Source organism: Streptomyces sp. NPDC018000 (assembly GCF_044328025.1).
Classification (GTDB): domain Bacteria; phylum Actinomycetota; class Actinomycetes; order Streptomycetales; family Streptomycetaceae; genus Streptomyces.
The window spans coordinates 122,869-146,270 of the sequence record NZ_JBIRGM010000014.1 but is presented as its reverse complement, the minus strand read 5'-3'; the positions used below and the strand labels follow the sequence as shown (position 1 = coordinate 146,270).

The following is a 23,402-nucleotide window of genomic DNA, read 5'->3' as shown; positions in this document are numbered from 1 at the left end:
CAACGACAACGCCGCACCCACCGAAGCGCAACACGAAGTGCTACTAGGGGTGCCAGGTGACCGGGAGGTGGCGCGGGCCGCGGATCAACGCGGTGTCCTCGCGCCAGGGCACTTCGGTTTGGGGGACGGCCAGGCGTGGGTCCAGGAACTCCTGTAGGAGCGTCGCGAGTACGACCCGGACCTCGGTCCTGGCCAGCTGGGCGCCGGGACAGAAGTGCGGGCCGAAGCCGAAGGCCAGGTGCGGATTGTGCGACCGCTCGAGATTCAGGACCTGCGGATCGGTGAACACCGCCTCATCGAAGTTGGCCGAAACCATCGCGGGGAAGACCGCTTCTCCCTCGCGCACGGTCACATCGCCCAGCGTCACGTCCTCGGCGGCGATCCTGGGCAGCGACTCGCTGCCGCCCAGCGGAATGAACCGCAGCAGTTCCTCGACCGCCGTGTCGATCCGCTCCGGGTGCTCCGCCAACTCCGTCCACAAGCCGTCGACGAGCAGCGTGAGGACGGAGTTGGCGATCGCGTTGGCCGTGGTCTCGTGGCCCGCCGCCAGGATGGTCACCCCCAGGGTGACCAGCTCCTCCTCGGACAGACGTCCCTCGTCCTCGTCGCGCGCGGCGATGAGTTCGGACAACAGGTCGTCCTGCGGCTCGGCGCGGTGGCGGGCGATGCGTTCGGCGAGGTAGGACGTCAGTGCGTCGGCGGCGGCCTCGACGTCCTCGGCCGGGACACCGACGCCGCTGAACACCAGCTCGGAGAAGCGCTGGAAGAAGTGTTGGTCCGAGGCGGGTACGCCCAGCATCTCGCAGATCAGCGTGATCGGCAGCGGCATCGAGAACGAGTCGACCAGGTCCACCGGCGGACCGGCGGCCCGCATCCCTGCGACGAGCTCGCCGACGAGCTCCTCGATGCGGGGCCGCCACAGTTCGACGTTCCGGCGCGAGAACGCCCCCGAGATCAGCCTGCGTATCCGGGAATGCTCCGGCGGGTCCAGGGACAGAATGTCGCCGCCCGGATTTAGCCATGCCTGCGTCCGCGGGACGTCCGCCTGCACGGTGGCGGCCCGCGAGAACCGGGAGTCGCCGAGCGCGGTCTTGACCTCGACCTGTCGGGTCACCAGCCAGCCCTCACCGCCGTACGGCAGTTCCACCCGCTGAACCGGGCACTTCGCGCGCAGATCGGCGAACTCCGGCGGGACGTCCAGCCGGTGGTCGTCGGGAAAGGGGTACTTCATCACCTGTTCCCCGCTCAGCCGCCTGCCCGAGTTCCTGATGGGCGTGCTCCTGGCGAGGATCGTGCAGACCGAGCGGTGGTGGCCCCGAGTGAACGTGTGGTGGATCGCGCTGCTGTGCGTGGCCCTGTGGGGGCTGCTGCACGTGCTCCCCGCGACGTTCCGCAGCAGCGGACTGCTGACGCTCGGCATTGCCCTGTTCGTCCCGCTGATCGCGGTGCGCGACATCGAGGGGAAGCCGTCGTGGCTGGACAACCGGCCCATGGTGTTGTTCGGCAACGCCTCCTACGCGGCGTACCTGGTGCACTTCCCGCTGCTCGGCCTGGCCCGCTACCTCACGGGGGAGACCGACCGCTTCGGGTTCTGGGTCGCGACGCTGATCGTGGTCGTGCTGTTCGTGGTCACGCAGCTGATCGGTCTTGCCATGTTCCTCGGTCTGGAACGCCCACTGATGCGCAAGTTCGGCAGACCGCGCTGGTCACTTGCCGTGTCCACCCCGCCTGTGCTGGCCACGACCGACGCGGCCAGCACGCGTCGGTGATAGCCTCCCGACCGTGTCCCGCAGGCGGCGTACCCCGCAGGGTACGCGGTGGGCGGGCACAAACCTTCAGGGGTTTCCCACCACATGTCAGACCAGAATCAACTCAAGGAATTCTTCAAGTTCCAGCAGGGGATAATCGACGAGTTCCGCGCCAACGAAGGCAAAGTCGGCGGGATGTTCGATGGTTCCACCCTTTGCCTCCTCACCACGACGGGGGCGCGTACCGGCCGGCCCCGTACCCAGCCGCTCGGCCTGATGCAGGTCGACGGGCAGGACTTGGTCGTCGCCTCGGCGGGCGGCGCACCGACCCATCCGGCCTGGTACCACAACATCCGTAAGAACCCGATCGTGACGGTCGAAAAGGGTTCCCGCACGTTCCGGGCGATCGCCTCGATCCCTCCGGGCGAGGAGCGCGACCGGCTCTTCGCGGGGATCGTCGCGCAGGAGCCCGGGTACGGCGAGTACCAGAAGAAGACCGAACGAATCATTCCCGTCGTCGCACTGCACCCGGTCGACCTCGAACCCGACCGGGTCAAGCACCTCGGTGACGAACTAGTCGAAATGCATGACTGGTTGCGCAGCGAACTGACGGACCTGCGCAAGCGGATCGACGACGTGGTCGAGGGCAGGGCCGACGACGTCGCGCCGAAGGCCGAGGGCGGCAACGTACTCGCCGAACTGCGGTCGCACTGCCTGGACTTCTGCCACGCGCTGCACATTCACCACGGCGGCGAGGACATCGGTGCCTTCCCGGTGCTGCGCGAGCGGTTCCCGGCACTGGAACCGGTTCTGGACAAGTTCGCCGAGGAACACAAGGTCGTGGTCGAACTGCAGAACCGGATCAAGGAACTGGTCGAGGATTTCGCTCCCGACCGGGACGATCCGGTGCGGCTGCGCGCGGAGGTGGAGGACCTCGCGAGCCGGCTCGAAGCGCACTTCGACGAGGAGGAACGCCAGCTCGTCACCGCGCTGAACGCCATGGGCCCCGCGCCGGAGCGCGGCTGAGCAACCAAGTGGAGCACGGGCGGAACTCCGCCCGTGCTCCACTGCTGTTCAGGTCGTGCTGTCGCGCAGCCCGTGGCGGAAAGTCACGCAGTGCTCGTACGCGGGTAGCAGACCACTTCGCGTGGCGGACGCGAGAGTCGGTGCATTCTCGTCCTTCGGCGACATCAGAAAGGGAACGAACGCTGTCGGGCCATTCGATGGCGAGATCCGGATCGAGGGGGGATTCCGTGTTCGCGGTCCGGGTTGTAGCCCTCCGAGCACAGATAGACGACGGTGGTGTCGTCGGTCAGGGCGAGAAAGGCGTGTCCAAGGCCCTCGGACAGGTAGACGGCGTGGTGGGCCTGATCGTCAAGACGTACGCCCTCCCACTTGCCGAAGGTCGGTGAACGATCTCCTGTCCAGGTGGGCTGGCCCCGCTGGTCGTCGACGACCTCGACGGGGCCCGTCGCGCCCGCCAGCCTGATCACCGTTCGCACGAAACTGTCCCCGTGCTCCCCGAACAGCCACGCTGTCCGGACCACGTAGCCGGTGTGGGGGAGTGCCTCCAGAACGGCACGTTCCCCTGCCAACTTACTTCGGCCGTAGGCGGTTCGAGGAGCGGTCGGCGCGTCCTGGGGGTACGGCCGCATGGCGTTTCCGTCGAAGACGTAGTCCGTCGAGACCTGCAGCAGTACGGCTCGCAGAGCGCCGCACTCCTCCACGAGGAGGCGGGAGCCCGTCCCGTTGACTGCGTGGGCCTCGGTCTCCTTCTGCTCCGCCTCGTCAACCGCGGTCTACGCCGCGCAGTTGACCACCAGGGCCGGACGGTGGGCCGGCAGGACCCTCCGCACCGCGTCGGGGTCGCTGATGTCGAGGTCGGAGCGGTCGACCCCCACCACGGAGATGCCGACCTTGTCCAGCCGGGCCCAGGAGATCGCGGGCCAGCATCCCGTCCGCTCCGGTCACGAGCCAGACCGGCTCATCGGCAGTCGTCACAGTACGGCCCGCTCCAGCAGGGGTTCCCACCACACACGGTGGTCGCGGTACCACTGCACCATCTCGCGCAGGCCCTGCTCAAGCTTCACCCGGGGCTCGTAGCCGAGCTCTTCGCGGATCTTGGTCCAGTCGACGGAGTACCGCTGGTCGTGGCCCTTGCGGTCCTCCACATGGATCACACTGGTGTCCCACTGCGCCCCGCACGCGTCGAGGATCAGGGCGGTGAGCTCCTTGTTGGCGAGCTCGGTTCCACCCCCGATGTTGTAGACCTCGCCCGCGCGGCCACGGGTGCGCACCAGTTCGATGGCTCGGACGTGGTCGTCCACATGGAGCCAGTCCCGGACGTTGCCGCCGTCGCCGTACAAGGGCACCTTCTTGCCGTCCAACAGGTTGGTGACGAAGAGCGGGATCAGTTTCTCGGGGAAGTGATGGTGACCGTAGTTGTTCACTGGTGCCAATGAACTTGCTGAGTTCTGTCCTCAACGTGCGGGAGCAGCGAACCTGGGTATGCGCTGATGTCACGCCTCACCCTTCTTCACGAAGCCAGTGTCGTCAACGATCAGCACGCCGTCGTCGGCGCCGAGGTGCTCGGTGACGTAGGCCTGCAGGTTATCGCGGACCTCGTCGGCCTCCCAGCGGCTCCGGGAGAGCAGATGCTGCAGCCCGTCAGGGGTGCCATGACCGGCGTATTCGGCGAGCTGCCAGCCGTTCTTGCGGCCCACAGGGCCAAGAAGCCCACGGACGTAGTCCCGCATCCGGTGCCGGGGTTCCACACGGGCGAAACGGCCCCCGATCCGCAAGAGGGGATCGCCAAGTCCCTCTTCCCACAGGTTCGTTGGTGCATCGTGCATGCGGGCGGACTGCCCACAACGTCGCCACTACAAGCAGCGGAGCCACACGTTCGTGGGACGGCCCGGCAAAGACCGTCCCACCCCCGTTCCAGCCCGCTACACTCTCCACGCCCAAGCCGTTGACCAACGCCAATGAAGAAGTCCGGCTGGAGTATTAGTTGAGTATCGCGCGTGCTGGTTCTCGCCATTTGGCGGAGCCTACTGGCGGACGCTCTTGCTGTTGCTTCGCGGCAGGTTCGGGAGAACAGGGCCGACGCGGCGACGGCGGCGGGCGCGGGCCGCGCTCCTTGTGGGACCAGACCGAGGCCGTGCGCGCGGCATGGCGGTCTCGGCGAGCCGCCCGCCGACACCTTCGGACTGGCCGGGAGACCTCACGGCCAGGACGTCTGGCTACACTAGCCCGATCGCGTCACGTGAGTCGTCGATCCCCGCCGAGACCAGGATCCAGGGCGAACAGAAGACTCTTCGTGTCACGTCGTCTCACACATCTCTCACAAACGAGTGCGCACGGGAGCACGCGAAAGCCTCTGACCTGGACATTCGCTGTCGCCACGGACCACGGCAGACCAGGTAGACATTACATAGGCTAGGGAGCATGGCCTACGAGATTCCGGTGACGCAAGCCCGAGCTGAGCTCGCCGAACTGATCAACCGCGTCGTCTACGGCGGCGAGCGAGTCGTTGTGACGCGGCACGGGAAGCCGCTCGTGGCGCTTGTTTCGGCCGCTGACCTGGAGCGACTCGAAACCGAAGAGACGGTTGCCGAGGAGCAGGTGATCAGCTCGGTCTCCTCGATCGGCTCCTCCGTGTCCGCTCCCGGCGAAGGGCGGCGCTTCGGCATCGCGGCGGAACACAAGGGACACCGCGAGCCGGGCACCTGAGCGCCCTGCTGACGCGCCGTCACCCCGCGGCCGGGACGGCGCGGCCGTCCTGGGCAGCCACCGACCGTCGGCCAAATCCTGGTTGTGGACCGTCGTTCAACGAGAAGCGTTCCGAAGCGCGCCTGCCGGGGCCGGCCGTCGTCTCACACCGCTCGTCCGTCCGGCTGTTCCGGTGACGGCGGTCTCCCCCGACGCACGCCTGCTGCGCAGTTTCTTGGACGACGCACTGAGTGACGTACTCAAGACCCCGACGGGGTGAAGAACGCTCAGCGGGACACGGGTGTCCGGTTATTGATTCGGTAAAGAAGTGGCTGTGTGACCTGTTCTCAGGAACCTCACACACGACAGGATCCGCGAGAGGTCCTGTATGGACTGCGCCGCCACCGGCGGCACTTCAGATGTGGGGGAGGTTCCACTTGAGACGCACAGCAGTGCTCGGCTCGGCCGGCGCCCTGATCGCGGGCACGTTCATAGCAGGCACGGTCACCGCACCGGCGGCCACTGCCGAAGGCCGTCACCACCAGGGTTCCGAGGCGCGCGGCGTTCAGGTCGCCGCGGCACGGGCGGCCAGGTCCGGCATCGACTGGAAGGACTGTCCGGCCGACTGGGCCATCGCCAAGCCGATCCAGTGCGGCTGGGTGACCGTGCCGCTCGACTACGCCAGGCCCGACGGCAAGCAGATCAAGATCGCCGTCGACCGGCACGTCAGCACCGGCACGGAGGACGAGCGACAGGGCGCCCTGCTCTACAACCCGGGCGGCCCCGGCGGTTCGGGCATGGCATTCCCGAAGCGCATCATCAACAAGAGCCCGATCTGGGCGAACGCGGCGAAGGCCTATGACTTCGTGGGCTTCGACCCTCGGGGCGTCGGCCACTCCGCGCCGATCTCCTGCATCGACCCCCAGGAGTACGTCTCGGCTCCGAAGGCCGACCCGGTACCCGACTCCGAGGCCGACAAGCGCGCCCAGCGAAAGCTCGCTGCCGAGTACGCGGACGGCTGCGCCGAACGCAGTGGCGACATGCTGCCGCACATGACCACACCGAACACCGCACGCGACCTGGATGTCATCCGCGCCGCCCTCGGTGAGAAGCAGCTCAACTTCCTCGGTGTCTCCTACGGCACCTATCTGGGCGCGGTCTACGGCACGCTCTTCCCGACCCACGTCCGCCGCATGGTTGTCGACAGCGTCATCAACCCGGCGAAGGACAACATCTGGTACCAGGCCAACCTCAACCAGGACATCGCCTTCCAGGGGCGCTGGGACGACTGGAAGGCATGGGTCGCCAAGAACGACTCCGCCTTCCACATCGGCGACACCCCCGAGAAGGTCGAGCAGGCGTGGCTGAAGCTGCGCGCCGCCGCGAAGCGGAACCCGATCGGCGGCGTCGTCGGCCCCGCCGAGCTCATCGGCTTCTTCCAGAGGGCGCCGTACTACGACTCCACCTGGGCCTCCGTCGCCCAGACCTGGAGCGATTACCTGGGCGGCGACACCCAGGCCCTGGTCGACGCCGCGGGCCCGGACATGTCGGACATCGCGGGGAACATCTCCTCGGAGAACGGCAATGCCGTGTACACGGCGGTCGAGTGCGCGGATGCCAAGTGGCCCACCAGCTGGCAGAAGTGGGACCGTGACAACACCCGGCTGCACAAGGACTACCCGTTCATGACCTGGGCCAACGCCTGGATGAACCTGCCCTGTGCGACATGGTCGGCCAAGCAGCAGACTCCGCTGGACGTGAAGACCCACAAGGGCCTGCCGCCGGTGCTGATCGTGCAGTCCGAGCGTGACGCCGCCACCCCGTACCAGGGCGCCGTCGAACTGCACAAGCGCTTCAAGGGCTCGCGCCTCATCACCGAGCGGGACGCCGGTTCGCATGGTGTCACCGGCCTGGTCAACCCCTGCATCAACGAGCGGGTGGACACCTACCTGCTCACCGGCAGGACCGACCGCAGCGACGTGACGTGCGCCCCGCACGCCACCCCGAAGCCGTAGCGGTCACGCCTCACAGGCATGGGCGGCCGGCGGTCTTGGACCACCGGCCGCCCGTTCTCGCGTACGGACTCCGCTTCACGCCTTCCGGTCGTACGTCTCCAGCCAGGCGTCCTCCGCCGCGTAGTCGAAGAGCTTCTTCCCGTACGCCCGCAGCATGACGGGGAAGGCCTCCGTCCAGTCCCTGCCCTCCAGTTGCGCGGCGATCCACTCGACCGTCTCCGGAAGGGACTCCACATAGCCCGTCACGGCCCGGTATCCGAGCTCCTGCTCGGCAGCTGCCATGTCGTACACGAGGGGATGGGCAGCGCTCCAGGGCGTCGAGCCGACGCCGTCCTCCCCGGGTGCGCCCGCCATCAGAACGGTCTCGGTCTTCCGGCCGAGCACCACGTCGACGGCCTCGCCGATCTCGGCGACCGTCGGCGCCTGCGGATCCCCGGCATTGAGCACCCGCGAACCGGGCCGCCCGGCGGCGAGCCGGATCAGCTCGGCCAGATTGGAGACATGGACCGGGTGGAAACGGGACGTCCCGCCGTACGAGAGCACCCGCCTACCCCGGCCATCCAGGAGCCGCTTCACGAAATACAGCTCCCGGGGCGAACGGCAGTACGCCCCATGGATCGCCCCCGCTCGCAACAACGTCACCGGCAGGTTGTTTCCTGCCGCAAGCAAATCCTGCTCCAGTTGTATCTTCCGCGTTCCGTACGTGGCATCCCCGGGCGGCACGGTGCGCTGTGTCTCCGGGACCGGCACGGGGTACCGCGGGGCTCCGTCGGGCTCGCCCTGTGTGTCGAAGCTGCGCCCCTGGTCGTCCTCGTACACCGCACCGCTGGAGATGACCACCGCCGAACCGATCCGGTCCGCGAGACCGGTCAACTGCCGGGCGTGATCCGCGCCGTACGCCACCATGTCGACCAGTACGTCACAGCCGTCGCCCAGCGCCGCCGCGAGTACCCCGTCCTTGTCCCGGTCGAGAGCCGTCGTGCGCACCGCGCCGTCCCACCGCGTGTCCCGGCCGCCGCCGCGCGAAGCGGCCGTCACCTCCCAGCCGTCCTCGACGAGCGCCTGCACGGCCACTCGCCCGATCTGTCCCGTCGCTCCGAGGACCCATGCGCTTCCCTTGGTCATGAGAGGCACGCTATGGCGAGGCCGTCGACCGGACCAGCGGAGTTCACCCAGCGCGGATTCGCCGTCAGCGTCGCGACTTCGGGAACTTCTTCGACCGCCCGGCGTAGAGCCGGCCGTCGTGCGGACGGGGCCCTCATGGATGGGCCACCGCATTGACGCCACATCAGGTGATCAAGGCTGAACGGAACGGTGGCCGGGGGCGACTTGGACCGGGTGGCGGTGCGGCGGATCCAACAGCCGGAACCGCAGTCGGCAGACCACCGCGTCCGTCTCGCGGCGAACGGCGTGTGCGACGAGGGCACCTCGCTGATTCTGCAGCAGCCGCTGCCACACATGGGCCGGTTCGACTTCGGGGATGAGTACGGTGATCCGGACCCCCGGGTCCGTGGCTGCCAGCTCGCGCACATATGCGGCGACCGGGCGACCGACCGTACGGCGCTGCGAGGTGACGCGCACCAGTGGGACACCCGGGTTCCACAGCGCCCAGTCCCGCTCCAGGGCTTCGGTCTGGATACGGTCCTCGGCATCGGGGTGGCACACCGTCACCGCGCGGACCTCGTCGCCGAGCGATGCCGCCGCGGTCAGAGCCTCGCTGGTGAGCCGGGTGAGGGAGGAGACCGGGACCACTACCAGTGAGCGGTCACGGTGCGGGCGCTCCGGGATACGGCCGACCCCCAGCCGCTCACCGATGCTGGCATACGCGCGGTGGACGCACTCGAAGCCGGCGACCAGCAACGGCAGGGCGACTACGATCAGCCAGGCGCCCTCGTGGAACTTGGTGGCCGTGACGACGGCCGCGCTGACCCCCGTCAGGAGCGCGCCCGCGCCGTTGAGCGCGGCTTTGCCCGCCCACTTGGGCCCGCGCACTCCGCACCAGTGGATGACCATTCCGGCCTGGGCGATGGTGAAGCCGACGAAGACGCCGATCGCGAAGAGCGGGACGAGGGTGTTGGTGTCGCCCCCGGAGAAGACAAGCAGCGCGGCGGAGACGGCCGCGAGCGTGAGGATCCCGTGGCGGTGGACCTGCCGGTCGGCCTTCAGGCCGAAGACATGCGGCAGATAGTTGTCGCGGGCCAGCAGCTTCAGCAGCACCGGCAGACCGCCGAAAGAGGTGTTGGCGGAGAGCGCCAGCAGCACCATGGTGGCGAACTGCACGATGTAGAAGGCGAGATGGTGGCCGAACGATGCTTCGGTGAGCTGCGCAAGCACGGTGACACCTTCGACCGGCTGCAGACCGAACCGGGAGATCAGCACGGACAGACCGATCAGCATCACACCCAGGAGCGCACCGAGCGCGACCTCCGCATGCTGGGCGCGGCGGACGGCCGGGGCGCGGAAGGACGGAACGGCATTGGCGATGGCCTCGACACCGGTGAGCGCCGAACAGCCCGAGGCGAAGGCCTTGAGTAGGAGCAGCGCCCCGACGGTGGTGGCGTCGTCGGCGAGCACGGAGGCATGGCCGGCGGCTGCCTCGGTGCTCACCGGGGCGGACCGGAAGAGACCGACCGCGATCAGCGCCAGGATCGACCCGATGAACACCGCGGTCGGCACGACGAACGCACGCGCGGAATCGACGATCCCGCGCAGATTCACCGCGGTTATCAGGACAAGCACGCCGAGACAGAGCCACAGACGGTCGTCGTACAGGCCGGGGAAGGCGGAGGTCAGCGCGGCCACTCCGGCAGTGACGGCGACCGCGACGTTGAGGACGTAGTCCAGGACCAGCGAGGCGGCCGCGACCAGGCTGGTGCGGCGGCCGATGTGCGTCCTGGCGACCGCGTAGCTTCCGCCACCGTCCGGGAAGGCCGCTATGACCTGGCGGTACGAGGCCACGAGGACGGCCAGGAGGACGGCGATCGCCACCGTGACAGGGAGCGTGAAGCCGAGCCCGTGGCCGCCGGCCGCCGCCAGGACCAGGACGATCGCCTCGGGCCCGTACGCCACCGAGGCCATCGCGTCGAGCGAGAGCGCGGCCAGGCCGGTGAGGGCGGTGAGCTTGTGCCGGGCCCCGGTATCGGGGGGTTCCTCGGCACTAGGTGCCGAACCGGGGTCTGAGGTTGGAACAGACATGTGCTTCGCGGTCCTTTGATCGGGTCTGCTCAGGGTGTTCTCCTTTTCGGCCGGTGATGACTGTTGATGGCGCATCCTTGGCGCGAAACGGTGATCTCTTCGCGCGTTCTTGACAGGGCGGTCGGGGCGACGGCGGAACGGACAGGACGTTTCAGAGCTGCTGCCGACCACCGGCAGAACCGCCGACCGCGTCTTTCTCCCGCGCGGGATTCCGTACGCGTCACCGGACGATGAGTGAACCCTTCATATAAGGGTGAATTGTGCAGATAAACGAGTACGTGCCGGGCTTGGTCGGCGCGGTGAAGCTGACCGTGCGCCCCGACGCGACATTGCCGGTGTCGAACGCCTTGCTGCCGGTCGCGGTCACGGTGTGGGTCGCCGCGTCCTTGTTGACCACGGTGATCAGCGTGCCCGGTGCGACCGTCAGACGGGCCGGCTCGAACGCGAAGTCCTTGATCGTGATCAGCACCTTGCCGGCCGGGGAGGAAGTGGGGGAGGGCGAGGCGGAAGCGGGTGGTGTGGCGCTGGAGGGCGTCGAGCTGCCGCCGCTGTTCGAACAGCCGACGAGAGCGGTCGTGCAGACGACCGCTGCGGCCACGGTGATACCTGCCCGGCCGGGCAGAATCGGAGCGCACATGATGTCAGTGACCGCCACCGCTGGTCGGCTGAGCCGGACCCGGCTTCGGCGTGCCTGATTTCGCTGTGCCCGTGACCTTGTTACCGGACGTGTCGAGTACGTACCACGCAGCGCCGAAGTCGTTCACGTTCTGGCCGTTGATGTCACCGGCCTTCTTGTCACCCGCGAAGTAGTAAAGGGGATGCCCGTTGTACGTGACTTCCTTGTTGCCGTCGCTGCGTTTCGTCGTACCCAGCAGACCGGCCTTCACGCCCTTGCCGGCGACCGGCTTGCCGCTGACGATCAGGGGAGGCCATGCCTTGGCGCAATCGCCCGAGCAGGTCGACTTGGACGTGGTGTCGGCCTCCCAGAGGTAGAGGGTCCGGCCCTTCCCGTCGACCAGGATGGTCCCGAGCGGACTGGACGCGGAGGCCACGGTTCCCGACGCGGAGACCGATTCCGACGGGGAGGCCGAGGGAGAGGGGCTTCCTGATGCCGCCGGGGCGCTCGCACCGGCGGATTCGGACGCCGCCGACTTCGCACCGCCGCTGTTCGAACAGCCACAGACGGCGGCGGCGAACAGTCCCACCGCGATCGCGGCAGCGGCTGTCGTTGCACGGTTCCCCATCACAAGAGCTCCTCGGATCCGGCCGCCGCTCCGGCGGCACTGTGGCCCGAACGTTAGGGGCCCCGCGACCGGGGAGCGGGCAGGCGCTCGGGGCGACCCGCCGGTCGAATCCGTCCGGGTGCAGGACATCCGCCGACCGGTACTCCAGCCGGACCCGCCGACTGCCTCCGGAGGGTGGGACCCGCGGCGCGACTCCCTGCCCGGTGCGAACTCAGAAGATCATCCGAGGACCCGGTGAGGCCACGGCCACTGAGCCGGGTGACCCACTCGGCTCAGGACTCGCGCGTCGCGGCCATCCCCAGGGTGATCAGGCCGAGCACCACCCATCCGAACCAGAGCCAGCCGCTGCTCCCCAGCGCCACCGTGTAGGCGGTGACCGCCACCAGGGCCGCCACGGTGAGCATTCCCATGGTCTTCGTGGATCCGGACATACCCCGCACCCTCCTCATCGGCCACGCGGCCGTGGATGCCATCGTCACCCCGGAGGCGTGCCCACCGCTACTGCCCGCGCGCCTGCAACGAGGCGAGATAGGCGTTGTACGCCTGTAGCTCCTTGTCCCCGTTCCGGTCGGCCGCCCGGTCGGAGCGCTTCGCCATCCGCTGTTCGGAGCGGTACCACTGGAAGACCAGCGCGATCAGTACCAGCACCGACGGGATCTCGCTGAATGCCCAGGCGATACCGCCCGCCGCGCCCTGGTCGCTCAGAGCGTCGATGCCGAGCGAGGCCGGCGGGTACTTGTACGTCTCCACCATCGGCGTCGTGGCCATCATCAGCGCGATACCGAAGAACGCGTGGAACGGCATCCCCGCGAACAGCTCCAGCATCCGCATCACATAGCCGGGCCGGTGCGGCCCCGGATCGACGCCCATGATCGGCCAGAAGAACACCAGGCCGACCGCCAGGAAGTGCACCATCATCGCGATGTGTCCGGCCTTCGAACCCATCAGGAAGTCGAAGAGCGGGGTGAAGTACAGCGCGTAGAGGCTGGCGATGAACATCGGAATCGTGAAGACCGGGTGTGTGATGACCCTCATGTACCGGCTGTGCAGCAGCATGAGCAGCAGCTCGCGCGGGCCGGTTCGGCCACGGCCCGCGACCGGGAGCGCACGCAACGCCAGAGTCACCGGAGCGCCCAGCAGCAGCAGGATCGGTGACAACATGCTGATCACCATGTGCTGCACCATGTGCACACTGAACATGACCATGCCGTAGTCGTTCAGCTTGGTGCACATCACCAGGGCGATGGACAGCACGCCGATGACGAAGAAGACGAGCCGGCCGACCGGCCAGCTGTCCCCGCGCCTGCGCAGCCTCAGTACGGCGTACCCGTACAGGCCCAGGGCGAGAACGCAGCTGATGAGAAAGAACGGGTCCGCGGAGAATTGGAGCCCACGTCCCAGCGTGAACGGCGGCAGATCCATGTTCATGCCGTGCCCGCTGTGATCCATCTGTTCACTCCCGCTGGGGACGTCCCCGTATCGTGCCGGTTGTCCCGACCAGAGTAGAACTGCCCCCGGCCGCAGCTGCGGCCGGGGGCAGTTCGTCGGACAGGGGTGTCGCTCAGAGCACGCACTCCGCCTCGGCGTACCGCTCGGCCGGTACCGTCTTCAGGGTCTCCACGGCCTCGCTCAACGGCACCATCACGATGTCCGTGCCGTGCAATGCCGTCATCAGGCCGAATTCGCCACGGTGCGCGGCCTCCACCGCGTGCCAGCCGAAACGGGTGGCGAGAACACGGTCGTACGCGGTCGGGGTGCCACCGCGCTGCACATGGCCGAGGATCACCGGGCGGGCCTCCTTGCCGAGGCGCTGCTCCAGCTCGACGGAGAGCTGCGTGGCCACGCCGGCGAACCGCTCGTGCCCGTAGATGTCCTTGGTGCCCTGCTCGAACTCCATGGAGCCCTCGCGGGGCTTGGCGCCCTCGGCGACCACGACGATCGCGAACTTCTTACCGGCCGAGAAGCGCTTGCCGACCAGCTCGGTCAGCTCGTCGATGTCGAAGGGGCGCTCCGGCACGACGATGGCGTGCGCACCGGCCGCCATGCCCGAGTGCAGGGCGATCCAGCCGGTGTGGCGGCCCATGACCTCGACGATCAGCACCCGCTGGTGCGATTCGGCGGTGGTCTTCAGCCGGTCGAGGGCCTCGGTGGCGACACCGACGGCGGTGTCGAAGCCGAAGGTCACATCCGTGGAGGCGATGTCGTTGTCGATCGTCTTCGGTACGCCGACGATCGGCAGACCCGCCTCGGAGAGCAGATGGGCCGCCTTCAGCGTGCCCTCGCCGCCGATCGGGATGATCGCGTCGAGACCGAGATCGGCGACGTGACCCCTGGCCTGTTCGACGCCGCCGCGCAGATGGGCGGGCTGGACCCGGGAGGAGCCGAGGATCGTGCCGCCGCGGGCGAGAATGCCGCCGACCGCGTCGAGGTCGAGCCTGCGGTAGTCGCACTCGAGGAGACCCTTCCACCCGTCGTGGAAGCCGATGACCTCGTCGCCGTGGTCGACCACCGCGCGATGCACGACGGAACGGATGACGGCGTTGAGGCCGGGGCAGTCGCCGCCGGAGGTGAGCACACCAATTCGCATTGCCCGGGAAACCTTTGCAACGTGGGCCGACGACCGGACCACGTCGTCCGGTTGGATCCCGCCACCCTACCGGCGCAGGGCGACGGGACCGAACCGGGCGTCCGCCTGCTGGACGCCGCTCAGCTGAGCGAAATGTGCCTCATCAGGCGGTCTGGGTCGCCGAGGCGATGCGCTCGGCGCGCAGCGCCTCGTACCAGCGGTCGTCCGTCGGCGGCAGGGCGTTGACATCGAGCGCCAGCTTCAGCAGCAGATCCGCGATCAGCGGGTTGCGCGCCATCACGGGCCCGTGCATGTACGTACCGAAGACGGTGTCGTTGTACGCACCCTCGGTGCCGTCGCCGGTGCCGTTGCCCCGGCCGAACTGCACCCGGGCGAACGGCCGTGCCGTCGGGCCGAGATGGGTGATGCCCTGGTGGTTCTCGAAACCGGTCAGCGGCGGCAGGCCGAGGCGCGGGTCGATGTCGGCCAGTACGTCACCGACGCACCGGGCCCCCTCGCCACGGGTGGAGACCACGTCGAGCAGCCCGAGACCCGGCTCGCGCTCACCGAGGTCATTGATGAACTCATGGCCGAGGATCTGGTACCCGGCGCAGACCGAGAAGATGATCGCGCCGTTGGACGCGGCCCGGCTGAGCCCGCCGTCGCGGCGCAGCCGCTCCGCGGCGAGACGCTGTGGCCGGTCCTCACCGCCGCCGATCAGGTAGATGTCGCCGGACGTCGGAACCGGCTGGTCGCTGCGGACGTCGACGCGCTGCACGTCGAGACCGCGCTGCCGGGCCCGGCGCTCCACCACGAGCGCATTGCCCTGGTCGCCGTAGGTGCTGAGGAGGTCGGGGTAGACCCAGACCAGGCGCAGACCGTTGTTGCTCATGCTTCGTCCTCTCCGGAGGTGGCCGGGGCCGGGGTCAGTTGCCGACACGACGGCGCAGGTCCTGGAAGGCGGTGTAGTTGGCGATGACCTCGATACGGCCGGGCGGGGCCTGCTGCACGGCCTCGTCGAGGTTCTCGCAGACCCGGAAGTCGAGACCGGCCACTTCGAGACGGACCGCGAGGTCCAGCTTGCGGTCGCCGAGCACGAAGATCGGGTGACCGGCGAGCTGGGTGTAGTCCACGTCCCACAGCCAGGAGGTGTCCGTGCCGTCCGCGCCACGGGCGTTGACGGAGAGGATCACCGGGGTGGGCGGCGGGTCGATCAGGGAAAACGTTTCGAGCCAGCCCGCCGGGTTCTTCGCCAGCAGCAGCCGTAGCTCACGGCCGAGGAAGGACACCACGTCATAGCGGCCCGCGACGGCCTGCACCTGATACATGCGCTCCAGCGCGACCTGTGGCGGCACACCGAAGACGGCGGCCACGGCGGCGGAGCTGGTGGCGTTGGCCTTGTTGGCGCGTCCGGGCAGCTGGAGGTGGATCGGCCATGCCGATCCGTGCGGATCCAGGACGTAGTCGCCGTGCAGCACCCAACTGGGGGCGGGGCGGCGGAATCCGCACTCGCCGCAGAACCAGTCGTCGCCGGGGCGCTGCATCACACCACCGCAGGACGGGCAGGACCAGGCGTCGTCCTTCCACGCCTGGCCGGCCGCGACCCACACCACATTGGGGGAGGAGGACGCCGCCCAGACGATCAGCGGGTCGTCGGCGTTCGCGACGATCACGGCCTTCGAACCGGACAGCCCCTCACGCCACTTCTCCGCGAGCATCCGGGTCTCCGCGGCGCGGTCCAGCTGGTCGCGGGAGAGGTTGAGCAGTGCGATCACCTTGGGCGTCGTGTCACGTGCGACCCCGGCGAGGTACTTCTCGTCGACCTCTATCACGCCGTACTTCGCGTCCGAGCCGCCCGCCAGCGCCGAGGTGATGCCCGCGGGCATGTTCGCTCCGAGCGCGTTCGACACGACCGGGCCCGCGGCGCGCAGAGCCTCGGCGATCAGCCGGGTCGTCGTCGTCTTGCCGTTCGTCGCCGACACGAGGATCACGTCCAGGTGCTGCGCCAGCCGCCCCAGCAGGTCGGGGTCGAGCTTGAGTGCCACCCGGCCGCCGATCACCGATCCGCTGCCGCGCCCCGCAGCGCGCGACACCGCTGCCGCGGCCTTACCCGCCGTCACGGCCAGCTTGGCCCGCGGCGACAGCGGCTCCGTGTTGCCTGCCATCGTCCTAGATCCTCCTTGCATCGGTCCGCGCCCAGCCTATCGATGTCCGGCGCGGCGACCGCACCGCGGCACCGTCCGGGAGGTGGAGGTCACGCGGAACGTACGATTGCTGCCATGCGAAAACGCCCGATCCCCGGCAGTTCCGGACTGATTCGTGCCATGAGTCTGCTCGGTGATCCGGTGCTGCACGGTGCCTGTGAACCCGTCACGGACTTCGGTCCCTCGCTCGCCCGCCTCGTCGAGGACATGTACGCCACCATGTACGCGGCCCAGGGGGTCGGACTCGCGGCCAATCAGGTCGGCGTTCCGCTGCGGGTGTTCGTCTACGACTGCCCGGACGACGACGACGTCCGTCACCTCGGGCATCTCGTCAACCCGAAGCTGGTCGAGGCGGACGGCATCACCGTACGCGGCCCGGAGGGCTGTCTGTCGCTGCCCGGCATCGAGGCCGGCACCCCGCGCTTCGACCGTGCCGTGGTCGAGGGTGTGACCGTCGAGGGCGAGCCGGTACGGATCAACGGCACCGGCTTCTTCGCACGCTGCCTGCAGCACGAGTGCGACCATCTCGAAGGCATGGTCTACACGGACCGGCTGACCGGGCTGCGCCGGGCGAGGGCGCTGCGCGCGGCCCGCCGGGCGCCCTGGGCGCCCGGCGGCTGACCGCGCGGCCCCTCAGAACCCCGGGCCGCCGGGCCTGTCGCCCGCGGCAGCCAGCCTGCCCCACAGCAGATCCGCCAGGCTGCGCACCAACTGCTCCCGGGGACAGGGGCGTTCCCCCAGCCACCAGTCGCCCGCGGCGTGCATCATGCCGACGATACCGTGGCCCCATATGCGGGCCATGGCCTCGCTGTCCGGGCCCAGATCCACCCGCTCGGCGATCACCAGGGCGAGCTCCTCGCCGAGCCGGCGCAGCAGCGGCGCGGAGTGCCGTCCGACATCGAAGCCCTGCTCGTTCGTGGGTGCCGAGTCGTCGGAGGGGTGCATCAGGAAGCGGTAGACCTGCGGGCGGGCCTCGATCGCGGCGAGATAGGTGTCGAGCGTCGACTCCACGCGCCGACGGCGCTCGGCGGGCGCGTCGAGCGCGGCCCGCAGAGCGATGAGCAGGGCATCGGTGTGGCGCTTGGCGAGGGCGCGGTAGAGGCCGCCCTTGTCGCCGAAGTGCCGGTAGAGGATGGGCTTGGTGATTCCGGCCTCCGCCGCGATGGCGTTCATCGAGGCCCCCGGTCCGTCCCTGAGTACCACGCGGTCGGCGGCCTCGAGCAGCTCGCGGCGGCGGTTCTCGGCCGCTGTCCGCTGGCGCTCGGCCTGTCCTGTGGTCTCCATGTCGCCTCTCCCCGCCCCTGGCCATGCAATTGCGTCCTGCCTGCGCAACGTAACACCCTGCCCTGCGGGACGCGGATCGGAACCGGGCGGTTGACAGGGGCTACTTGCCGGTAACAGACTGCGGTTACCGCAAGTAACGAGTGGTTTTCCGGGGCAGTACGTGGAGGGGAACATGGCTGAGTTCACGCTCGAACTCAATGATGACCAGAAGCAGGTCCGTGACTGGCTTCACGGCTTCGCCGCGGATGTGATCCGTCCGGCGGCTTCGGAGTGGGACGAGCGTGAGGAAATGCCATGGCCCGTCATTCAGGAGGCGGCCAAGCTCGGCATCTACTCCCTCGATTTCTATGCCCAGCAGTTCTTCGACCCGACGGGCCTCGGTATTCCGATGGCTGTGGAGGAGCTCTTCTGGGGGGACGCGGGCATCGCCCTGTCGATCGTCGGTACGGGCCTGGCGGCCGTGGGCGTCCTCGCCAACGGTACCGAGGAGCAGATCGGCACCTGGATCCCGCAGATGTACGGCGACGCCAAGGATGTGAAGGTCGCCGCCTTCTGCTCCTCCGAGCCGGACGCAGGTTCCGACGTCGCCTCGATGCGTACCCGCGCGGTGTACGACCAGGCCAAGGACGAGTGGGTGCTGAACGGCACCAAGACCTGGGCGACCAACGGCGGCATCGCCAACGTCCATGTCGTCGTCGCCGTGGTCGACGCGGAGCTCGGCTCCAAGGGGCACGCCTCGTTCATCGTGCCGCCGAACACCCCCGGTCTCTCCCAGGGCCAGAAGTTCAAGAAGCACGGCATCCGTGCCTCGCACACCGCCGAGGTCGTCCTGGAGGACGTCCGTGTCCCCGGCCATTGCCTGCTCGGCGGCAAGGAGAAGCTCGACCAGCGCCTGGCCCGGGCCCGTGAGCGCGCCGCGTCCGGTGGCGAACGGGTGAAGAACGCGGCGATGGCCACCTTCGAGGCTTCCCGCCCCGCGGTCGGTGCCATGGCGGTCGGCACCGCCCGTGCCGCGTACGAGGTCGCGCTGGACTACGCAAAGACCCGCACCCAGTTCGGCCGGCCGATCATCGACAACCAGGGCGTCGCCTTCCAGCTCGCCGACATGCGCACGCAGATCGACGCGGCCCGGCTGCTGGTCTGGCGCGCCTCCTGGATGGCGAGCACCGACAAGCCGTTCACCTCGGCCGAGGGCTCCATGTCGAAGCTGTACGCGAGCGAGACGGCGAAGAAGGTCACCGCGCAGGCCGTCCAGATCCTCGGCGGAAACGGCTTCACCCGCGAGTACCCGGTGGAGCGGATGCACCGGGACGCGGCGATCTACACGATCTTCGAGGGCACGAGCGAGATCCAGCGCCTGGTGATCGCACGCACCCTCTCGGGCGTGCCGATCCGCTAAGGGCTGTCCCGTAATCCCTGGTGGGCGCGCGACGACAGCTGCTTCCCCAAGCTCTCGGCTGCGCTCGAGCAGGGGAGGCCCCATCCTCGCCGCGTTGTCGGGACGCCCGAATACATCCAGTATTCGGGCGTCCCTCCGTCTTGCGATGCACCACATCTGACGCCGCGCGCTGATCCACCACGGATTACGGGACAGCCCTTAGGGCCGGGCAGAGGGCGGTGGTGTGCACGGTTCACGCTCGTGCGGCCCGGCACCCCGCGTCGGCTGTCCTCAATCGCCGGATTGGCTGAAATTTCAGTCAGTCCGGCGATTGGGGACAAAGCTGCCGTCCGGTATCGAGGACGGAACCGGTCAGGCGGGCAGCTGGGCCTCGATGGCCGCGACGAGCTCCGGCGCCTCCGGCTCCGTGCCCGGGCGCAGGCGCGCGACCGGCTCGCCCGCAGGCGAGATGAGGAACTTCTCGAAGTTCCACTGGACGTCACCGGCCTCGCCGTCCTGGTCCGCGAGCCCGGTCAGCTCGGCGTAGAGCGGGTGGCGCCCTTCGCCGTTCACGTCGGTCTTCTCCAGCAGCGGGAAGCTGACACCGTACGTCGTCGAGCAGAAGGTCCGGATCTCCTCCGCGCTCCCCGGCTCCTGGCCGGCGAACTGGTTGCACGGCACGCCGAGCACGGTGAAGCCGCGGTCCGCGTACTCGTTCTGGAGCCGCTCCAGGCCCGCGTACTGCGGGGTGAGTCCGCACTTCGAGGCGACGTTCACCAACAGGACCGCCCGGCCGCGGTAGTCGGCCAGGGAGGTGGGCTCGCCGGTGAGCGTGCGCAGCGGGATGTCGTACAGCGTCATGAGGCTCTCCTTGTGAGGGTGACTTCCACGGCCATTGTCACGCCCACAAGTTGATCGGCACGAAATCGATCGGCAGGATCCAGCCGAGGAAAGCGTTGCCTGCCGAACGGTAGGGCTGTTCGGCAGGGCCGCCGCTCTCGGTATCCACCACGAGGACGGCCAACTCATCGGCGCAGGTGCCAGTTCGGGTCCGGGGAGACGGTCCCGATCGCGAGGCGGGTCCTGTCCCGGCTGCACAGCTTTCACGGCAGGGCGATCACCAGTGCGTAGCGGACCTGCTCCGGTCCGGGGCAGTGGAAGTGCGATGGGCCGCGCAGCCGGAAGCGCCCCGATATGAGAAGAGCCGTGTCATGGGCGAGGGCCGGACGTGGTTGTTCTGCTGACCGGGTGCTGTCGTGCCACGCTTGTTCCGGGAGGTCCCGGCGGGCCCACTCGGGTCTGCCGGGTTGCGCTGCTACCCGAGGAGGCCGATATGGCCAGTGCCAGCACCGGGCCGAGTGTGGTGCGTGACGCCACTCCGAGTTCGCATCATCCCTTCCGGTACGGCTGGACCACCTTCGCGGCGGTTCTGATGATCTTCGGCGGAGCGATGGCGGCCTTTGAAGGGATCGCCGCCATCGCCAAGGACAAAGTCTTCGTCGCCGCGCGCAACTATATGTTTCACTTCAGCCTCACCGGCTGGGGCTGGATCCACTTCATTCTGGGCATCGTCATAGCCGTCACCGGCTGTGCGCTGCTTGCCGGGGTCGCACAGGCACGCGTCGTGGGCATCGTGGTCGCAGGCCTGAGTGCACTCGCCAACTTCCTGTGGCTGCCCTTCTACCCGTTCTGGTCCATCGTGCTCATCGCCATCAACGTCCTCATCCTCTGGGCGCTGTGTGCGGGCCCGCAGGAGGCGAAAGTGGCCTGAGAGCCTGTCGGGTGACCTCTGATCGGGCGGCCACGGCCTGCCCGTCATTCTCGGTCCGGTCCTGAGCCGGCACCTGTCGGAGCGTCGGGTGCCGGAGGCAAGGCGGCCGATGACGGAACGAGCCGTAGCGTGACGACATAGGAGATCACGACCGAGACGATCACCAGCGGCATGACGGTGAGGCCCTCGGATCCCAGCAGCAGCGTGGCCAGCAGTACCGAGGTCATCGGCAGCTTCAGCATCGCCACGCACATGGCGCCGATGCCCATTGCGAAGCCCGACGTCAGGTTCAGCCCGGGGAGATGGGACAGCGCGATCCCGCCCGCCGCTCCTACGAACATCGCCGGAAAGACAGGGCCACCCCGGAAGCTGCTCAGGGACGCGCAGTACGCCAGCGCCTTGCAGAGGACGAGCACGAGGAGCGTGGCAACCGAGTAGCCCGCGCTCTCGGAGAGCAGCGGGTCGAGCGCGCTCTCCCCGGAGTACAGGACCCCGGAGGCGTCCCTCCCCGTGCTCTCCGCGTACACGAACGCCACCAGACCGACGACCAGGCCCATGACCGCGGTGGCCACCACCGTCCGCCGCTCGACCCGAGCCTGCAGGAACAGGGCGAGCCGCTGAATGCCCGTACCGGCGAAGGCCGCCGCGAGGCCCAGCACGACCGCCCAGCCGAACTGCGCGATGTCGGTCTTCTCGGCGTGGGGCACGTGGTGGAGCTCCAGGGAGTACGTCCCCAGGCCGGTCCATGAGCCGAGACCGGTGAAGATGAGCGCCCCGATACCGGCGGCGAGCAGGCCGGGCACCAGGGCGATCCCGAGCATCATCCCGGCCAGCCCTGAGGCCTCCATCAGGAGAAAGGCACCCAGGAGCGGAGACCCCAGAAGTGCGCTGATGGCGGCGAAGCTCCCCGCAGCTGCCACCACGGCACTCGCCTTGGGGCTGATGCCGGGCTTCACCAGACGCACCGCGAACGTGGCCAGACCGCCGCCGAGCGCGATGAGCGGCGCCTCGGGACCGAGTACCGCCCCGGCGCCCAGCGAGGCGAGTGCCGCGAGTGCGATGCCGGGCAGCTCCACCGCCGTGGGCGCCCCCGTTTTCATGCGACCGTCGGCGGGCCGGTGGCCGCCGTTCCCGGGGAGATGGCGGACGGTCAGCCCGACCAGCAGGCCGGCCACGGCAAGCAGCGGCACCGGCCACCAGGAGGGCGTACCGGTGAAGCCCAGCGCCTTGGGCAGGTCGTCGTAGGTGAGCGACTGGAGTTCGTGGACGAGAGCGAGGAAGCCGAATGCCGCAGCCGAGATCGGGACCCCGAGAATCGCCGCCACCACGAGAAGCATGGCGTAAGCACGCGTGCGGATCAGTCCGAAGGGGTCCGGCGGCGCTGTGGTGGGCGCCGCGACGGGCTTGGCCGACATGAACGTTGTCTCCTCAGCGTCGGAACCCATCTGGAACACGCTGTCCCGCAAGCGTTCACAAGGAGTTAGCACAATGCGGGGACGTGGCCGTGATACACCCGCTGTGTGAGGGCGGTGATTCTTGTACGGCCATTCGCTCGGAGCAGCGCCGTGAGCGGGCCACTGCTCACGGCGTAACAACGGCCGAGGCCGACGTCCGATGTGAGTCCACGTGCGGCACCGAGATGCGCCGCGGCCCACCCGCTGGTGCAATGGCCAAGGCCGTGGTCTCCGGCGGAACCGGGGCAGTCGAGATGCTGAGGAGCTGGCGTGAGCGGCGAGAGCGACGAGACAGGACCGATCGACTACCTGGTGGTCGAGTTCCCGGCGGGAAGCCGGATGACGGGAGAAGGACTGCCCATGCTGGTCGGCCTGGTCGACCAGGGCATCATCCGCATCCTGGACCTGATGTTCATCAGGAAGAACAAGGACGGAACGGTCGAGGGCGTGGAACTCACCGAGCTGACCCGGAACGGCGGTGATGCCTTGGCCGTGTTCGAAGGGGCGTCCTCCGGCCTGCTCGGAGAGGACGACATCGCCGAAGCGAGCGCGGTCCTCGAACCCGGCAGCGCTGCCGGAATCATCATCTACGAGAACGTGTGGGCGGGACCGTTCGCCGCGGCGCTGCGCCGCTCCGGAGGCCGGCTCGTCGCCAACGGGCGTATCCCGATCCAGGAGGTCCTGGCCTCGCTCGACGCAGCCGAGTCCACGGTCTGAGCCGTTCCCGGTCCCCTCGGGCGACGATCGCCGCGGATCCCCGGTCGGGCCGACCGTCCGGCAGGGTCGGGGCCGGGCCGACCGTCCCCGCAGAGCAAGTCAAAGGAGATGCACC

Annotated in this window: 22 protein-coding genes and 3 pseudogenes; 8 read left to right on the top strand and 17 right to left on the bottom strand. The window is 68.6% G+C overall.

Going from position 1 to position 23,402, the window contains the following annotated elements:
• Positions 1–43 precede the first annotated feature (43 nt).
• Positions 44–1,231, bottom strand: coding sequence for a cytochrome P450 (locus tag ACH4EW_RS24885; RefSeq protein ID WP_398260384.1), 1,188 nt, complete (start codon positions 1,229–1,231; stop codon positions 44–46).
• A gap of 37 nt (positions 1,232–1,268) precedes the next feature.
• Between ACH4EW_RS24885 and ACH4EW_RS24880 the strand changes: the two genes are divergently transcribed.
• Both ACH4EW_RS24880 and ACH4EW_RS24875 read left to right on the top strand, forming a co-directional pair.
• A complete protein-coding gene (locus ACH4EW_RS24880) occupies positions 1,269–1,769 on the top strand; it encodes an acyltransferase family protein (RefSeq protein ID WP_398260382.1) in 501 nt (166 codons plus the stop codon).
• A gap of 84 nt (positions 1,770–1,853) precedes the next feature.
• A complete protein-coding gene (locus ACH4EW_RS24875) occupies positions 1,854–2,774 on the top strand; it encodes a nitroreductase/quinone reductase family protein (RefSeq protein WP_398260380.1) in 921 nt (306 codons plus the stop codon).
• Between the two features lie 48 nt (positions 2,775–2,822).
• Here ACH4EW_RS24875 and ACH4EW_RS24870 read toward each other — a convergent pair.
• The 4 genes and pseudogenes from ACH4EW_RS24870 to ACH4EW_RS24855 all read right to left on the bottom strand — a co-directional run.
• Positions 2,823–3,160, bottom strand: a pseudogene (locus tag ACH4EW_RS24870) (dTDP-4-dehydrorhamnose 3,5-epimerase family protein); the annotation flags it as partial.
• Positions 3,161–3,223: 63 nt separating this feature from the next.
• Positions 3,224–3,649 (bottom strand): annotated as a pseudogene (locus ACH4EW_RS24865) (SDR family oxidoreductase); the annotation flags it as partial.
• 96 nt (positions 3,650–3,745) lie between these two features.
• Positions 3,746–4,207 (bottom strand): dTDP-glucose 4,6-dehydratase, encoded by a 462-nt coding sequence (locus tag ACH4EW_RS24860; RefSeq protein WP_398260378.1) that lies wholly within the window; start codon positions 4,205–4,207, stop codon positions 3,746–3,748.
• Positions 4,208–4,276: 69 nt separating this feature from the next.
• A pseudogene (locus ACH4EW_RS24855) lies at positions 4,277–4,600 on the bottom strand (transposase); the annotation flags it as partial.
• Between the two features lie 595 nt (positions 4,601–5,195).
• Between ACH4EW_RS24855 and ACH4EW_RS24850 the strand changes: the two are divergent.
• Complete coding sequence (locus tag ACH4EW_RS24850; RefSeq protein WP_398260376.1) at positions 5,196–5,480, top strand: type II toxin-antitoxin system Phd/YefM family antitoxin; 285 nt, start codon at positions 5,196–5,198, stop codon at positions 5,478–5,480.
• Positions 5,481–5,896: 416 nt separating this feature from the next.
• Positions 5,897–7,474: an alpha/beta hydrolase gene (locus ACH4EW_RS24845; protein ID WP_398260374.1), complete on the top strand. Its 1,578-nt coding sequence runs from the start codon at positions 5,897–5,899 to the stop codon at positions 7,472–7,474.
• A 75-nt stretch (positions 7,475–7,549) separates the two neighbouring features.
• Here the strand turns inward: ACH4EW_RS24845 and ACH4EW_RS24840 are convergent, their stop codons facing one another.
• The 9 genes from ACH4EW_RS24840 to ACH4EW_RS24800 form a co-directional block, all read right to left on the bottom strand.
• Positions 7,550–8,599: an NAD-dependent epimerase/dehydratase family protein gene (locus tag ACH4EW_RS24840; RefSeq protein ID WP_398260372.1), complete on the bottom strand. Its 1,050-nt coding sequence runs from the start codon at positions 8,597–8,599 to the stop codon at positions 7,550–7,552.
• A 171-nt stretch (positions 8,600–8,770) separates the two neighbouring features.
• A complete protein-coding gene (locus ACH4EW_RS24835) occupies positions 8,771–10,669 on the bottom strand; it encodes an APC family permease (protein WP_398260370.1) in 1,899 nt (632 codons plus the stop codon).
• Between the two features lie 220 nt (positions 10,670–10,889).
• Entirely contained in the window at positions 10,890–11,306 is a 417-nt protein-coding gene (locus ACH4EW_RS24830; protein WP_398260368.1) for a cupredoxin domain-containing protein, read from the bottom strand.
• Positions 11,307–11,310: 4 nt separating this feature from the next.
• Positions 11,311–11,913 carry a hypothetical protein gene (locus ACH4EW_RS24825; RefSeq protein WP_398260366.1) on the bottom strand — a complete coding sequence of 201 codons (603 nt, stop codon included), beginning with the start codon at positions 11,911–11,913 and terminating at the stop codon, positions 11,311–11,313.
• A gap of 272 nt (positions 11,914–12,185) precedes the next feature.
• Positions 12,186–12,344, bottom strand: coding sequence for a hypothetical protein (locus tag ACH4EW_RS24820; RefSeq protein WP_398260364.1), 159 nt, complete (start codon positions 12,342–12,344; stop codon positions 12,186–12,188).
• Between the two features lie 67 nt (positions 12,345–12,411).
• Positions 12,412–13,362 (bottom strand): cytochrome c oxidase assembly protein, encoded by a 951-nt coding sequence (locus ACH4EW_RS24815; RefSeq protein ID WP_398260362.1) that lies wholly within the window; start codon positions 13,360–13,362, stop codon positions 12,412–12,414.
• 112 nt (positions 13,363–13,474) lie between these two features.
• Positions 13,475–14,500: a 6-phosphofructokinase gene (locus ACH4EW_RS24810; protein WP_398260360.1), complete on the bottom strand. Its 1,026-nt coding sequence runs from the start codon at positions 14,498–14,500 to the stop codon at positions 13,475–13,477.
• A gap of 142 nt (positions 14,501–14,642) precedes the next feature.
• Entirely contained in the window at positions 14,643–15,371 is a 729-nt protein-coding gene (locus tag ACH4EW_RS24805; protein ID WP_398260358.1) for a type 1 glutamine amidotransferase, read from the bottom strand.
• A gap of 34 nt (positions 15,372–15,405) precedes the next feature.
• On the bottom strand, positions 15,406–16,644 hold the full coding sequence (locus ACH4EW_RS24800) for a MurT ligase domain-containing protein (protein WP_093893409.1): 1,239 nt from the start codon (positions 16,642–16,644) through the stop codon (positions 15,406–15,408).
• A gap of 114 nt (positions 16,645–16,758) precedes the next feature.
• Here ACH4EW_RS24800 and def point away from each other — a divergent pair, with 114 nt between their 5' ends.
• Positions 16,759–17,304 (top strand): peptide deformylase, encoded by a 546-nt coding sequence (gene def / locus ACH4EW_RS24795; RefSeq protein WP_398260355.1) that lies wholly within the window; start codon positions 16,759–16,761, stop codon positions 17,302–17,304.
• Between the two features lie 12 nt (positions 17,305–17,316).
• Here def and ACH4EW_RS24790 read toward each other — a convergent pair whose 3' ends face one another.
• On the bottom strand, positions 17,317–17,967 hold the full coding sequence (locus ACH4EW_RS24790; protein ID WP_398260353.1) for a TetR family transcriptional regulator: 651 nt from the start codon (positions 17,965–17,967) through the stop codon (positions 17,317–17,319).
• A 172-nt stretch (positions 17,968–18,139) separates the two neighbouring features.
• Here ACH4EW_RS24790 and ACH4EW_RS24785 point away from each other — a divergent pair, with 172 nt between their 5' ends.
• Positions 18,140–19,366, top strand: a complete 1,227-nt coding sequence (locus ACH4EW_RS24785) for an acyl-CoA dehydrogenase family protein (RefSeq protein WP_398260351.1) — start codon at positions 18,140–18,142, stop codon at positions 19,364–19,366.
• Positions 19,367–19,717: 351 nt separating this feature from the next.
• On the opposite strand, the gene ACH4EW_RS24780 is transcribed toward ACH4EW_RS24785, so the two are convergent.
• Complete coding sequence (locus ACH4EW_RS24780; RefSeq protein WP_398260349.1) at positions 19,718–20,206, bottom strand: glutathione peroxidase; 489 nt, start codon at positions 20,204–20,206, stop codon at positions 19,718–19,720.
• 472 nt (positions 20,207–20,678) lie between these two features.
• On the opposite strand from ACH4EW_RS24780, the gene ACH4EW_RS24775 reads away from it, so the two are divergent.
• Positions 20,679–21,116: a hypothetical protein gene (locus tag ACH4EW_RS24775; RefSeq protein WP_398260347.1), complete on the top strand. Its 438-nt coding sequence runs from the start codon at positions 20,679–20,681 to the stop codon at positions 21,114–21,116.
• Between the two features lie 44 nt (positions 21,117–21,160).
• Here the strand turns inward: ACH4EW_RS24775 and ACH4EW_RS24770 are convergent, their stop codons facing one another.
• Positions 21,161–22,531 (bottom strand): chloride channel protein, encoded by a 1,371-nt coding sequence (locus tag ACH4EW_RS24770; RefSeq protein ID WP_398260345.1) that lies wholly within the window; start codon positions 22,529–22,531, stop codon positions 21,161–21,163.
• A 309-nt stretch (positions 22,532–22,840) separates the two neighbouring features.
• Between ACH4EW_RS24770 and ACH4EW_RS24765 the strand changes: the two genes are divergently transcribed.
• The gene (locus ACH4EW_RS24765) at positions 22,841–23,287 is read left to right on the top strand and encodes a DUF6325 family protein (protein WP_398260343.1); all 447 of its coding nucleotides are present in this window, start codon (positions 22,841–22,843) and stop codon (positions 23,285–23,287) included.
• Positions 23,288–23,402: the final 115 nt, after the last annotated feature.

Coding starts and splice junctions, on each gene's coding strand:
- ACH4EW_RS24885 (WP_398260384.1), bottom strand. CDS start 1,231: ATGAAGTACCCCTTTCCCGACGACCACCGGCTGGACGTCCCGCCGGAG.
- ACH4EW_RS24880 (WP_398260382.1), top strand. CDS start 1,269: ATGGGCGTGCTCCTGGCGAGGATCGTGCAGACCGAGCGGTGGTGGCCC.
- ACH4EW_RS24875 (WP_398260380.1), top strand. CDS start 1,854: ATGTCAGACCAGAATCAACTCAAGGAATTCTTCAAGTTCCAGCAGGGG.
- ACH4EW_RS24850 (WP_398260376.1), top strand. CDS start 5,196: ATGGCCTACGAGATTCCGGTGACGCAAGCCCGAGCTGAGCTCGCCGAA.
- ACH4EW_RS24840 (WP_398260372.1), bottom strand. CDS start 8,599: ATGACCAAGGGAAGCGCATGGGTCCTCGGAGCGACGGGACAGATCGGG.
- ACH4EW_RS24835 (WP_398260370.1), bottom strand. CDS start 10,669: ATGTCTGTTCCAACCTCAGACCCCGGTTCGGCACCTAGTGCCGAGGAA.
- ACH4EW_RS24830 (WP_398260368.1), bottom strand. CDS start 11,306: ATGTGCGCTCCGATTCTGCCCGGCCGGGCAGGTATCACCGTGGCCGCA.
- ACH4EW_RS24825 (WP_398260366.1), bottom strand. CDS start 11,913: ATGGGGAACCGTGCAACGACAGCCGCTGCCGCGATCGCGGTGGGACTG.
- ACH4EW_RS24820 (WP_398260364.1), bottom strand. CDS start 12,344: ATGTCCGGATCCACGAAGACCATGGGAATGCTCACCGTGGCGGCCCTG.
- ACH4EW_RS24815 (WP_398260362.1), bottom strand. CDS start 13,362: ATGGATCACAGCGGGCACGGCATGAACATGGATCTGCCGCCGTTCACG.
- ACH4EW_RS24810 (WP_398260360.1), bottom strand. CDS start 14,500: ATGCGAATTGGTGTGCTCACCTCCGGCGGCGACTGCCCCGGCCTCAAC.
- ACH4EW_RS24805 (WP_398260358.1), bottom strand. CDS start 15,371: ATGAGCAACAACGGTCTGCGCCTGGTCTGGGTCTACCCCGACCTCCTC.
- ACH4EW_RS24800 (WP_093893409.1), bottom strand. CDS start 16,644: ATGGCAGGCAACACGGAGCCGCTGTCGCCGCGGGCCAAGCTGGCCGTG.
- def (WP_398260355.1), top strand. CDS start 16,759: ATGCGAAAACGCCCGATCCCCGGCAGTTCCGGACTGATTCGTGCCATG.
- ACH4EW_RS24790 (WP_398260353.1), bottom strand. CDS start 17,967: ATGGAGACCACAGGACAGGCCGAGCGCCAGCGGACAGCGGCCGAGAAC.
- ACH4EW_RS24785 (WP_398260351.1), top strand. CDS start 18,140: ATGGCTGAGTTCACGCTCGAACTCAATGATGACCAGAAGCAGGTCCGT.
- ACH4EW_RS24780 (WP_398260349.1), bottom strand. CDS start 20,206: ATGACGCTGTACGACATCCCGCTGCGCACGCTCACCGGCGAGCCCACC.
- ACH4EW_RS24775 (WP_398260347.1), top strand. CDS start 20,679: ATGGCCAGTGCCAGCACCGGGCCGAGTGTGGTGCGTGACGCCACTCCG.
- ACH4EW_RS24770 (WP_398260345.1), bottom strand. CDS start 22,531: ATGTCGGCCAAGCCCGTCGCGGCGCCCACCACAGCGCCGCCGGACCCC.